The organism is Pedobacter sp. SL55, assembly GCF_026625705.1.
Classification (GTDB): domain Bacteria; phylum Bacteroidota; class Bacteroidia; order Sphingobacteriales; family Sphingobacteriaceae; genus Pedobacter.
The window spans coordinates 1,361,074-1,373,620 of the sequence record NZ_CP113059.1; the positions used below are offsets into that span (position 1 = coordinate 1,361,074).

Consider the following 12,547-nt stretch of genomic DNA (forward strand, 5'->3'; position numbering starts at 1 on the left):
GTCGTTATTTCGGCATATCATCTAACAACTTTAAATACAAAGCGGCATGTTGCTCGGCAATTACCGATGGGGCGAAGGTACTTAAAACCGTTCTTCTGGCTTCTTTTTGTATTTCTTCTCGCTGTTCGTGCAAAAACAACCATTCTATACCATCAGCTAAATCTGAAGCATCTTGGTAGCGAGCTAAATAGCCATTTTGCAAATGCTTTACCATATCCGGAATGCCGCCCGTAGTAAATGCAATTACAGGCGTAGCACAGGCCAAACTTTCCATTACGGTATTCGGTAAGTTATCCTCCAAAGACGGCGTGATGAAAGCATCGGCGGCAGCGTAGCATTTGGCCAAATGTTCGTCTTTGTTAATGGTGCCCAAAAAGGTGGTTTTAAAAGGAAATTTTGGGACGTTAGCTTCATCCTTATTTCCAAAAATTACCAATTCTATTTGTTCGTTCGGAATTTCTGGTCGGCGAGATAGTTCAAATAAAGCATCAATTAAATACTGTGTTCCTTTGTGTTTGTCGTTTTTAGATGGCATAAAACCGCTCATTAGCACAAACTTTTCTGGAGCTATCTTCAATATTTTCTTTGCCTCGGCTTTTACGTAGGGCTTAAAAACATCTACCTCTATGGTGTTTGGGATGACAGAGGTATGTCTTAAACCTAATAAACTACTTTCTTTTACCGATTGTGCCATCCAATTGCTTGGTGCCACCACATGAAAATTAACTTCTGAATATGCTTTTTGTTTGCGTTTCCAGGTTTGGTGCGAAATATCTTTTGGGCCGCTCATTTTTAACAACGGACAATTACCGCACTGCCTGTGAAAGTTCTCGCAGCTGTAACGCACATGGCAACCGCCGGTAAAGGCATTGCTGTCGTGGAAAGTCCATACAATGGGTTTTTCTAGTTCATCAAGTTCTGCTAAAAACTTCGGGCTTAAAAAACCGTGGTTAACCCAATGGATGTGGATTAAATCTGCTTCTTGAACCAATTTGTTTTTGAGCAAACTTTTGCCGAACCATTGTAAAGAAAATGGAGTTTTAACGTCTGATTTTGAAAAAGCTTTGGCCAAATATCGTTCTGATAGGATATTAAACACAGCTTTGGCTTTGGCAATTGGGCTTTTGCTTAGGTTGTGGATGCTCGAATTTTTACCAAATTGGTAATAAACCAGCACTTTAGAGTCGATGCCAATGCTATTCAGCGCATCGCTTAAACGTAAGCAAGCTCTTCCAGCGCCGCCGTTACCATCATAAGTATTTAGGTGTACTACTTTCAAATCAATCAAAAATACATTTATTATAAAAATGTTGTAGCGTTAAATTGTTTTATTGTTGGCATATTAGCAATTTAGCCGCTTAAATACAAATGGAAACCAAGTCAATGGCGAACTTACTAACCGATAGAGATTTCTGGGTAAAATACTGGGAAAGTAAAACCGATCTTTCGGTGGTAATTCCAGAGAATTATTTATTTCATCGCCAACTGGCAGATATTATTGCCAAAAACAGCGTGCAAACGGCAATAGAATTAGGCGGATTTCCGGGCTATTATGCTGTTTTTTTAAAAAAGTATTTGAAGCTGGATGTGACGTTGTTAGATTATTTCGTACATGAGCCAATTACACATCAGTTACTACAAACTAATGGCTTAGCTAAAGATGATATCCACATCATAGAAACAGATTTATTTAATTACACGCCAGAAAAACAGTATGATTTGGTATTAAGCTGCGGTTTAATCGAGCATTTTAATGATACTGCAGATATCATTAACAGGCACATCCAATTTCTAAAACCTGACGGGACTTTATTCATCACGCTACCCAATTTTAAGGCGTTGAATGGTTGGTTCCAAAAGAGTTTTGATAAAGAGAACTATGATAAGCACAATATCGATTGTATGGATCCAGCTTTGCTGAAGAGCATTGTAGAAAAAGCAGGCTTAGAGGTTAAACAAGCTGGTTATTTTGGTAAGTTTAGCATTTGGTTAGAAAACGAAAAAGAGAAGTCTGTAGCAGTAAGGTTATTTAAGAAAGCAACTTGGTTGGTAGGAAAGGTTTTTACTAAAATCTTCCCGTTTGATTGCAAGCAGCTATCGCCTTACATTGTTATTGAGGCTAAGAAGCTTTAATTAAAGCGTTGGTTTAAATAACGCTTAAGTCTAGCCCACAAATTACCTTTTCTGTTCGCTAAAAAGCTTTTTATTGCAGTATAAGCATTTTTGTCTTCTACTATTTCGTTAGGAAATTTTGTAATCGGCTTCGGGTTGATGATGACATTGTAAATATCGTTGATGCCAGAATGCACACCCGTACCATCGTGCCCAATATTGTTGACCAAAGACTGCGAAGGATTTAATGTTAGTCCACCTTTAAGGAAGATAGAAGCATACCAACGAATAGCCCAAGAGTTGTTCCTGCCATTTTTGAAATCTCGCATCTGCTTCCAAAAATTCATAGTGCCTTCTATCGAAAATGCATTTATTTTTTTGCGATCGAATTGTGCCAATAAAGTATCGATATTGGGTTCGAAATGTTGCCAAGCCCTTTGCCAAGTGGCCCATCCCCAACTGGTGGCGGCTCTGTAAAAGAAACTTTCTGGTAAATTTTCTTCTTTTAAATGGTACATATAAGCACCAATGTGCATCACTTTTTCTTCATCGCGATAGCGGTTTAATGCTTCGTTAAAATAGGTTAAAGTGTGTGGCGAAGAAACCAAATCATCCTCAAATACAATAACCTGCCCATAGTTTTGGTTCAGTTGCGTAACGCCTTCAATAACCGAATTTGCCAAACCTTTGTTGGTTTTGCTTGCTATCACTTTTACCGATTTAAAACCTTCAACTGTTTTGATAAAACTCCTTACTTCGTTTACTTTTTCTTCGTCTGCCTGCGTTTTTGGGCCATCAGAAAATATATAAAGCCTACTATCTGCGGCAAGCAAATTCTGCTGTAAAAATTTAATAGTACGCTCGGTGTGCTGCGGGCGGTTATAAACAAATAAAGCTATTGGAGCTAGGTTTTGCATGAATGGTAATGTTCGGTTTAAAGTTTTGCCTACAGATAAACTTTTAGATAGCTAAACAGTTTTCGCTCTTGTAAAAAACTGACGTTGCTTTGTTGTAGAATAAACCTGGCGAAATCCCCGAAAACGAAAGCTCTTTAAAGCCTAGGTTTTTTAGGAAAACTCTAGCTTCTTCATAGCTTGCACGCTCCGAGTCGTCTAATACTAAAACTCCTTTTTCAGAAAGGGCATTAACACTATGTTTGCAGCAATTTACGCGGTCTCTTCCATCCACAATAATCACATCAAACTTTTCATTTAACAACTTCGCCTTTTGGCTGTACTCGCCGTTGGTTTCTAGTTTGGTAAAAATCATTTCTGCGTTTGGTGCTTTTTGGTTCACTATTTTTTTGTACCAAGCTTCATCGTGTTCTACAGAAACTACTCTTCTCACGTTTTTAGCATAAAAAAGGGTAGAGTTTCCAGATCCATACTCAAAAACACTTAAGTCTTTATGTAGCCTATCTTTAATAAAATCGATGAAAGAATAAGTTACCCAAGGAATAGGTTGGTTGTTTGCATCTACAGCCTGATGGTTATCAAATGCGGTAAACCAGCCAATGGTAGATAAATAGCCTTTATGACCATAAGATAATAGCGCAGCCAAACGTTTAGGTTTTGCCAGTAAGGTTGCTAGTGCTTTAAGTTTGCTCAACGTTTAATGAATTTTTGAAAAAGTGTGACCAAAAATAATGATTTTAACATCATCAATCCTTGTTTATGCGTTTTTGGGATAATAAGGATCAAGAAAGTAGCCACAAAATAGGCGGCTAGCGTAGCAATGGCTGCTCCCATAATGCCATATTTGGGGATGAGGTAAATGTTTAGTGAGATATTTACAATGGCACCCACCGCAGTTCTAATTAATGAGATTTTTGTATAACCTTCGGCTATAAGGTATTGGCCACTGGCAGAGCCCAGAAACACAAAAATACCAGCCCAAACGTGTACCGAGAGTACGTGTGCACCACTCCAGAACTCTTCTTTGTAGATTATTCTGTAGGCCAAAGGCGATATAAAAGTAGTAACTATGGCGATACTCAAACTCATCCAAACCATTAAATCGTACATGTTTTGTAGTCTTTTTTGGTAACGCTGTGGGTCATCTCGTTTGGCATTCATAATGGCTGGAAATACCGAAGTAACAATAGCCACAGGAATAAAATACCAACTTTCGCTCAATTGCACAACGGTAGAATAAATGCCTAATTCGCCAGACCCTAAGTAGTTGTCTACCATGAGTTGGTCTATTTTCATATATAACGAAACGAGTATGGCAGAAAAAGCTAGAGGCCAAGAATTAGAGAGTAAATGTTTTGCAACAGTCTTATCATATCTCCATTTGAACAAGCGATCTGCTTTTTTTTGATAAAAATGAAGATAACCAAAAGCTAAAATAACCGTATCAAAAAATATGGCCCAGACAAACCAAATCAGTTCGGCATGATTTAAAATCAGGAGTAATTTAACCAAAGCCGAAACGAGATTGCCAAATACTTGAACAAACGTAACATACTTAGCCTGTACCGTAGATTGAAAATAGCTATCGGTAATATAGAAAGCCTGGGTTATACCGCTTAAGCCGATAATTAAAATATAGCTTAATGGAGTTTGTGTAGGCGTAAAGAAACTCTGATTAATTAAATAGCCGAGGTAAATGAGTGGCATTGCTCCTAAACCTCCAATCAGTTTCAACCGTAAAGAAGTGCCTAAAAGTTCATCCCGTTTTTCGGGATGTTTGAGCAGCTCTCTAGTGGTAAAACCATCTAAACCTAATGCCGCAGCGGCAATAAAAAAAGCTACAAAAGCTTGCGGATAGTTTAATAAGCCGTTTTGGTCTTTGCCGAGATAATTGGCAATAGCAAAACCTACTACCACTTTAATGAGCAAACTACCCACACGAGCAAGTATTAGCCAGCCTGTATTTTTCAAATACTTTTGCAGGGCATCTTGGTCAAAACCTTTAATGTGGGGCAGTTTCATTTATGCGGGTAGTGGAGATGTGATTAGGTTAACGGGGCCCCAACAGGTTTAGCGCAATCATGGCCGGGCTGCCCGTGTGCCGGATTTAGTTTTTGGCCGGTTGATGGCTGTTGAGCCACCTATTGTGCTGTAGCAGGTTGTGGTGTAGGTGCAGTTGCTGTTTGCGCTGGTACGGCATTGCTTAAATTTTGCTTAAATGGCGCACCAACTGGCAAAGCACAATCATGGCCTGGTTGTCCGTGAGCTGGGTTGGTTAGCAAACCACTGGTGTTATTTTGTTGCTCTGTAGTTGCTGTGGGTACAGTTTGTGTAGCCGGCAATTGATTTGGTGTAGCGTTCTGAGCTGCCGTTGTATTATTATTTTTGCTGTTACAAGCCGATAAACTGATAATGGCAAGTGCGTAGAAAAGTCTTTTCATGATCAAATATTTTGGCCAATATCGGTATAATTTGCGCTAAGCTTTAAAACTATTTTCGATACGGATTAATTGTTTGTAATGGTGGTTAAGGTGTATTTCTATAAAGCGTAGCCATTGCTTGGCATTAAGATAGCCCAGTACGGGGTGTTTGGTCTTGATTTTTGTGTTTGCACTTTTAATTTTTGGATAAGCTTGTGCCAGTTGCAATTCAAAGTCGGTAATGAATTGTTGTGCAGCCGAAACGGTTATTTTTTTTACCCTATCTGCTATTTTTGTTGGTACTTTGTATTTTTTTCCGGGAGGCAGCATACCGAAAAACAAAATCACTTTTACCAAAAAATGGGTTGGCTTTTGTTTTCCATCGCCTTTAATGCAATTGTTCATGGCCATTACCGAAAGCAAGTTCGAATCGAAAATGTGTGAATAAACCTCACTGTAGCTCCAACCCCCAATTGGCGGTTCTAATTGGAAATTGGCGGCGCCAAAACCATTTAATTTCTGCCGGTAAGCTGCTGCGGTTTTTAAAATAGATTGATATATTTTATCGATACCCATAAGCGAAAGTAACGTCTATTTTGGCAAAATCGTTTAAAATACTATTAAAAATGATTTAACAGCTCTTCTAAATGATGGATTTGCTCTCTTACATCGTCTGGCTTGTTAGCTTTTAATGGATTGAAGAAAATGGCTCGCATTCCGAAGTTTTGTGCACCATAAACATCCGCTTCTAAGCTGTCGCCAATCATAATGCTTTCTTGCTTTTGTGCCTGAGCCAAATTTAAGGCGTGTTCAAAAATGGCTTTGTCTGGCTTGTTTACACCAACATCTTCAGAAATTACCACGTTTTTAAAATAAGGATTAAGGTTAGAAACCCTCATCTTGGTAACTACAGCTTCCTTAAATCCATTGGAGATGATATGTAGCTGGTATTTGTCTTTTAGGTAGGTCAGCATTTTTTCTGCGCTTTCAAACAAGTTGGTTTTGGTTGGACCCATGGCTACGTAGTCCGTTTCAAAATTAGCCGGAATTAAGGCTGGGTGTAAGCCTAAATCAATAAAGGTTTTGCGGAAACGCTCTTCTCTTAAAGCTTCTTTAGTGATTTTACCCAAATGATATTGTGCCCAAAGTTGATGATTGTTGACGGTATAAGTTGCTATGAAATTCTCCGCAGATGTTAGCCCTAATTCTTTAAGTTGGTAAATTTCGTACAGTTCCATTAAGGTTTCTTGAGCGTTACGGTCAAAATCCCAAATGGTATGGTCAAGGTCGAAGAAAATGTGTTTGATCAAATTATAAAGTTGAAATGTTCTAAAACGGTAAAGTTACAAATTATAAATAAGCCGATACTTTAGTTTGAAGTTCTTCTATCAATTCTTCATCCATATATTGGTATTCATCCGGAACATTTAGAACTATAATTTTTTGCCTCTCTAAATTCTCCCCAAATCTTTGTTCAATAAGTTGACGATGTTTTTTCTCCATCACAAAAATTAAATCTGCCCAGTCAATATGCTTTTGGTTAATTTTGATTCTCGCGGAGGGGGATGTACCAGCAGATTTTGCATTTATAAAATCGTGATTTTTATAAATAGTTTCAGCTGTGGGGCTTCGCCATTCATTTCTACTGCATACAAAAAGTATATTCATTTCAGTTACTGTTTTACGCCATAAGCCAAATCTCCAGCATCGCCTAGGCCCGGTACAATGTAACTTTTGCTTGTCATTTCATCATCAATGGCGCCTAACCATAAATCTGCCTTTGGCAAATTGGCACGCACATGTTTTACACCTTCGGTACTAGCAATGGCAGCAACAATATGTAGCTTTTCGATTTGATAGGTGTTGATGAGTTCCTTTGCGCAAAGTACAATGCTTAAGCCGGTTGCCAACATCGGGTCGGCCAAAATAACCGTTTTCCCTTCTAGATCTGGAGCCGAAATATGTTCCATTTGTATTACAAAATCCCCATTTTTTTTGGTTTTGCGGTAAGCGGTTATAAAAGCAGATTCAGCTTGGTCGAACACACTTATCAAGCCTTGGTGCATGGGCAGGCCAGCTCTTAAAATAGTAGCCAGCACAGGTTGCTGCTCTAAAACCGAACTTGTGGCAATGCCTAGTGGTGTTTGAGTTTCTACTTCCTTATATTTTAGCGTTTTGCTAATCTCGTAAGCGAAGAAAGCGCCCAAACGTTCCAAATTCGTTCTAAAGCGCATGGCGTCTTTCTGAATTTGCTCGTCCCTTAATTCGGCAATGAAAGTTCTGGCGATAGAGTTGTGCTTGCTTAGGTCGTATATCATGTTCTAAATTTACGATTTTAGTTCCGATAGCTATAGGAATACAATTGTTTTCTTGCAAAATAGAACTGAAAAAGTTGCTGCCAACTGTTAACTGAAAACTGAGGAGGCTAACATCTTTTCATAAACGGCTTTCCAACCCTTCCAATTTCCGGTTTCCGATAAACTTTCGTTATGCCACAGGCTGTAGAAGCTACCGTTAACCATCTTCACGCTTTCAATAAGCTCGTTAATGAGGTTTATGGCTTGGGTGGGCGTTAATTTTAAGTAGTTTAACAAAGTAGCATCCATTACCGCAAAGGGATGTACTTTTAAATGTGATTGTTTTTCGAGCTGTAAATCGTACCAAAAGAAAGGTGTGCAAGTACCTGCTCTAAAACCAACTTGCGAGGCATAACCCATGGTATAATCGTGATTAATCCCTGCTTTTATTAGTTGTAGATAGGTTTTAGGCAAATGAAGTTTGAGGTAATGTTGTCTGGATATATCTACGTTTTTCTCTAACAAAGCATCAAGTAGTTCTTTTTCCTCCTTCAGCTTTGTGGTGTGGTAATTGGATGCGTAAGAGGGGTGTATACCAATTTTTGCAGTTTTTGCCGTGTCTTTAATCAGTTGCTGCAATAGTTCATCATTTGGGTGGATGTTCACATCGTGTTTTTTATCTCCTTTATGAGAAAGCAGGAAGAAGAAGATGGGCGCTAAGCCATACTTTTCATGTATTTGATGTAAAAATTGGTAAGTATCAAAAGGGTCTTTCTTTTTTTGCAAACCTGTGTTAACAATATTACTCAATCGCTCGGTATCGCCTTTGGCTATAGCCCTGATAAAGCGAGCCGTGTTTTTTAAGATACCGCTAGATTTAAAATGATACGCTCTGTCTACGTCAATAGTAGGAATAAACTCAAATTTTCTACTTCCAAAATGCAGATTAGTGAGTTTGCTGAGCAGCAGATTTTTTAAGATCATGCTCCATTGGTCAATTACTGGAGTTTTTAGCAAACCGAGTTCAAATTGTAAACTTGCTTCTGCAGGCAACCTCAAATGATCATCTGCGGTAAAAGGTAAATATTCTTCGTACCTACTAATGAAGTAAAAAGAAGCCGCAAAAATATCGAAAGGCAATGCACTATTTTCAACAGCAAAAGGAACACGCTCGTCGCCAAAATCGGTAATAGCGATATGCTGTTTCTCGATATTGTTTTTTGCCAATAAACCGGCTGTTTTAAAAAAGAGTTCGCCTCCTAGCGGATTTTCTGCATAGCTAAACTTCGGTCCCTGGTATGCCGAAAATTGATTGGCTACACTGGTAAAATCAAAATCGCAATGCAATACTTCCCTAAAAATAAAGTTGAAGATGTATTTGGTACGTGGCGTAACCTGAGGACTATAAACGAGCAGTTGCATATTCACTAAGTTAATGAATAAAGCGTTTTAAAGCGAAAAGGTTTGAGGAAATTCTGAGGATTTCAAGAGTTTTCTATCTTTTCCCCGCGGTTGGTGTTATTACCAGTGGTGTTCGGAAGGTTTTCCTATAGTTGGTATTATCACCAACAACAGGTAGTGGAAACCATTATACAATGCGTATTTCATTATAGCCCACGATTTAAATCGTGGGCTATATGTTCAGCTAAATACAAACCTTTTCAACGGTTTTAGAACTTTAACAGAAATGCGAATATCTCCCAAACACGTATGGTTCATGTTATCGCCAGCCACAAGTAGTGGGATACAAACAAAAGCTTACACCGCATTAAAAAACTCAAATAAGTTCACATGACTAGGGATATTCAATTTCTTCCTTAGCCTATACCTTCCAATTTCTACACCCCTTGGCGATATTTTCATAAGCGTAGCTATTTCTTTGGTAGATAAATTCATTTTTAGATAAGCTGATAAGCGAAGTTCGTTGCTTGTAATAGTTGGAAACTTATCTTTCAAATGCTTAATAAAATCTACGTGAACCTTATCAAAATGAACCGAAAATTGTTCCCAGCTTTCGTCAGATTTTTCTTCGGCGCTAAGTAGCCTGATAATTTTGTTGAAATCGGCAGCTTGTGTATCGTCTTTTAATTCCTTTTTGAGTTTGAAGAGCTCATTCTTGATTTTAGACATCATATCTGCTTTTTGCACCAAGTGCATGGTGTTAGATGCCAGTTCAGCGTTTTTGGTCTCAATTTCTAGCTCTAATTTTTCGTTTTTAAGCTTAATGATTTCTTTCTCAGATTTATCCATCTCCAATTGGTGCATATATTTGGTATGCTCTTGCTCTTTTTGGAAAGCGATACGTTGGTTACTGATTTTTCGCTGTTGTCTTTTGTACACCAAATAGATAATTCCCAAGAAAATTAATCCATACACTAAATAAGCTACAATGCTTTGGTACCATGGGGGCAAAATGGTAAACTGGTAAGTTGCCACAGGCGATTCGTTGCCTAGGTTGTCTTGGGTTTTTACCATGAAAGTGTAATTGCCCGACGGTAAATTAGTATAGTCTTTTTCTGTTTTTTTATCTAATGCCGACCACCTCTCATCAAATCCTTTTAGGTAACAACTATAGAAAGTGTTCTCTTTGTTCTGATTAGTGGTTGAAGAATATTCGAAGTGGAAGGAGTTCCAGCCATGTTTAATTGTAGGGATTTCTTTCTGCGCTATGTTTTCATTTACCTCGCCAAAGTAACCACTAAACAATCCAATATCAGATTTTCCGAAAGCCTTAACCAAACTGATACGTACCTGCTGTTTGCCTTCGTTAGCTAGATATTTTTCGTAATTAAGGTGGTAAAATCCTTTTTGTGCACCAATAAAAACGTTGTTTTTGTCAACGCATTGAATATGCTCAAAACCACCTAGAGTTTTACCGTTTAGTTCGGGTATGTAAAGTAATTTGTAAGTTTTTCCATGGTATTGTGCCACACCAAGCTTCTTTTCTTCGATAAACCAAATATTGCCCTTTGCATCTTCTTTCAGGTATCTGATGTACTTCTTCCCAAAAACAGGCTCAAAATAACTCGAAATTTCAAAACGATCTTTGGCTACATTATATTCGTAAACGCCTTTTTCGGTACCTACCACAATTTTGTTTTTTACTTGATAAATGTGGTTGTTAAAGGTAGATGGCAAACCTTTTTTATCGGTATAAAGCTTTATGTTTTTGGTTTGCAAATCGGCTAATGCAATTTTATAGACACCTTTGTATGGATGAGAAACCCAAATGTTATTTTTATCATCAGCTAGTAAAAACCTGGCAGATTCATTAAAATTATTAATATTGCCAACTACGTTAAATTTATTGTTTTCGTAATTAAAAACAGAAACGCCATTGTAGTTGCCAGCTAAAACCAACGGAGAACTGTCTTTTTGCTGATTGTAAGCCAAGAAATTCCAATAGCCTTGGGCAGTAGATACGGGTTGCACTCCTTTTTCGCTCAGTTCAAAAGCCCCTTCGTGTCTTCCAAGTAAAAGCTTTCCGTTAACGATATTCATTCCCCAGGCTTGCCCGTCGGTGTTAGGTACCGCTGTAAAGTTATTCTGAGTAGCACTGATATCCTTTTCGCCCGCCAAAGGAAGGCTATAAATACCATTGGATAAACCTACAACCAGTTTATTGTTGTAAATTATTGAAGTGTGTCCGGCGGCATTGTCAAATATTGCTGGATTGATATGCTTGATGGCATTGTTGTTGGCAATAAAGCTAATTCCATCTGCCAAACCCAACCAAATGTTATTGTTGTTGTCTTTAAAGGAACTTATTACGGCATTATTTTGTAGTCCAGAGTTTTTAGCTAAATGGTATATTAGTTTTCCACTTGTATCCATTAAAAAGCAGCCGTTATTTTGGGTAGCAACAGCAATGGCGTTGTGATTTACCTTAATGGCGCTGCTAATGTTGCGGATATAGTTAGCCACTTTTAGTGGTGTAATTTGGCCATTTTGTATGGTATGCAAACCATGGGCAAACGAGCTAACCAAAATAGAATCTTTTCCAAATTGAGAAATGGAACTTATCATGAAATCGTACGGAATGGTTCCAGTTAAAAGCGGCAGCCAGTTGTTTCCAGAAAGTTTTAAAAGACCTCTGTCTTTTTCGTGAGCAATGATAGTGTTGCTGGCCATGCCCATGTAAAGCCACTTTGTTTTGGTTTCTAAGACTGTTATTTTTTCATTTTGCCACTTAAAAATATTGTTTTCTGCACGAAAAAAAATCGCTTTTCCTACACTTTGCACATTCCATATATCTGCAAATGAACGATGTTGGCTCGGTATTTTGTCCTTCAAGCTGGTAAATATCAGCTTGCCGTTTTCGTTTGGAGAGAAAAAACCAAAATCTCCTTGGCCACCTGCATATATTTTATGATCGAAACCTATTTTGATAGATCTTACAATGGTTTTGTTTGGTAAAGGATATATCTTCCAACGGCTACCATCAAAAGTGAGCAAGCCTTCATCATTAGCAAAGTACATTACGCCGTTGCGATCTTGCTGGATATCCCAATTGTGTGTGCCAGCACTATAAGCGTTGTTATCGTAGTTTACAATATCGGGCATACCTATAGGATTTTGGGCAAAACCCAAAATGTTTAGGGATATTAGCAGTATGGAAAATATTTGGCTTTTCATTACTGAAATAAAAATAGGCAAAAACTTGTCTTAATCAAATGTTGTAGGGGTAAACTGCCTTATTGTATTATTTTAAGCGGTTTTGATGTAGTTTTGTAGGGGTGTAAAATTTGGATACAGTGTGTTTTTGCGAATAAATTTACAACAAAATCATTAACCAAAATTTTAA

Annotated in this window: 12 protein-coding genes; 1 reads left to right on the plus strand and 11 read right to left on the minus strand. The window is 38.0% G+C overall.

The window, feature by feature from the left end; translation table 11 throughout:
• Nucleotides 1–4: 4 nt before the first annotated feature.
• Nucleotides 5–1,279 carry a glycosyltransferase gene (locus OVA16_RS06200; protein WP_267764232.1) on the minus strand — a complete coding sequence of 425 codons (1,275 nt, stop codon included), beginning with the start codon at nt 1,277–1,279 and terminating at the stop codon, nt 5–7.
• A gap of 104 nt (nt 1,280–1,383) precedes the next feature.
• Here OVA16_RS06200 and OVA16_RS06205 point away from each other — a divergent pair, with 104 nt between their 5' ends.
• Nucleotides 1,384–2,133 carry a class I SAM-dependent methyltransferase gene (locus OVA16_RS06205; RefSeq protein ID WP_267764234.1) on the plus strand — a complete coding sequence of 250 codons (750 nt, stop codon included), beginning with the start codon at nt 1,384–1,386 and terminating at the stop codon, nt 2,131–2,133.
• Here the strand turns inward: OVA16_RS06205 and OVA16_RS06210 are convergent.
• The 10 genes from OVA16_RS06210 to OVA16_RS06255 all read right to left on the minus strand — a co-directional run bounded on the left by OVA16_RS06210 (nt 2,130) and on the right by OVA16_RS06255 (nt 12,378).
• Nucleotides 2,130–3,029 carry a glycosyltransferase gene (locus OVA16_RS06210; RefSeq protein ID WP_267764236.1) on the minus strand — a complete coding sequence of 300 codons (900 nt, stop codon included), beginning with the start codon at nt 3,027–3,029 and terminating at the stop codon, nt 2,130–2,132. The two genes, OVA16_RS06205 and OVA16_RS06210, sit on opposite strands and share 4 nt — an antisense overlap.
• Nucleotides 3,030–3,072: 43 nt before the next feature.
• Complete coding sequence (locus OVA16_RS06215) at nt 3,073–3,720, minus strand: class I SAM-dependent methyltransferase (RefSeq protein ID WP_267764238.1); 648 nt, start codon at nt 3,718–3,720, stop codon at nt 3,073–3,075.
• Nucleotides 3,717–5,048 carry a flippase gene (locus tag OVA16_RS06220; protein WP_267764240.1) on the minus strand — a complete coding sequence of 444 codons (1,332 nt, stop codon included), beginning with the start codon at nt 5,046–5,048 and terminating at the stop codon, nt 3,717–3,719. Before OVA16_RS06220 ends, OVA16_RS06215 begins: the two co-directional genes overlap by 4 nt.
• Before the next feature lie 119 nt (nt 5,049–5,167).
• The gene (locus tag OVA16_RS06225; protein ID WP_267764242.1) at nt 5,168–5,467 is read right to left on the minus strand and encodes a hypothetical protein; all 300 of its coding nucleotides are present in this window, start codon (nt 5,465–5,467) and stop codon (nt 5,168–5,170) included.
• A gap of 36 nt (nt 5,468–5,503) precedes the next feature.
• Entirely contained in the window at nt 5,504–6,022 is a 519-nt protein-coding gene (locus OVA16_RS06230; protein ID WP_267764243.1) for a DinB family protein, read from the minus strand.
• A gap of 44 nt (nt 6,023–6,066) precedes the next feature.
• Nucleotides 6,067–6,756 (minus strand): YjjG family noncanonical pyrimidine nucleotidase, encoded by a 690-nt coding sequence (locus tag OVA16_RS06235; protein ID WP_267764244.1) that lies wholly within the window; start codon nt 6,754–6,756, stop codon nt 6,067–6,069.
• A gap of 40 nt (nt 6,757–6,796) precedes the next feature.
• Nucleotides 6,797–7,114 carry a low molecular weight protein tyrosine phosphatase family protein gene (locus OVA16_RS06240; protein WP_267764246.1) on the minus strand — a complete coding sequence of 106 codons (318 nt, stop codon included), beginning with the start codon at nt 7,112–7,114 and terminating at the stop codon, nt 6,797–6,799.
• A 5-nt stretch (nt 7,115–7,119) separates the two neighbouring features.
• The gene (upp, locus tag OVA16_RS06245) at nt 7,120–7,764 is read right to left on the minus strand and encodes a uracil phosphoribosyltransferase (RefSeq protein WP_267764248.1); all 645 of its coding nucleotides are present in this window, start codon (nt 7,762–7,764) and stop codon (nt 7,120–7,122) included.
• 87 nt (nt 7,765–7,851) lie between these two features.
• A complete protein-coding gene (locus tag OVA16_RS06250) occupies nt 7,852–9,165 on the minus strand; it encodes a polysaccharide deacetylase family protein (RefSeq protein ID WP_267764250.1) in 1,314 nt (437 codons plus the stop codon).
• A gap of 336 nt (nt 9,166–9,501) precedes the next feature.
• Nucleotides 9,502–12,378 (minus strand): ligand-binding sensor domain-containing protein, encoded by a 2,877-nt coding sequence (locus OVA16_RS06255; protein WP_267764252.1) that lies wholly within the window; start codon nt 12,376–12,378, stop codon nt 9,502–9,504.
• Nucleotides 12,379–12,547: the final 169 nt, after the last annotated feature.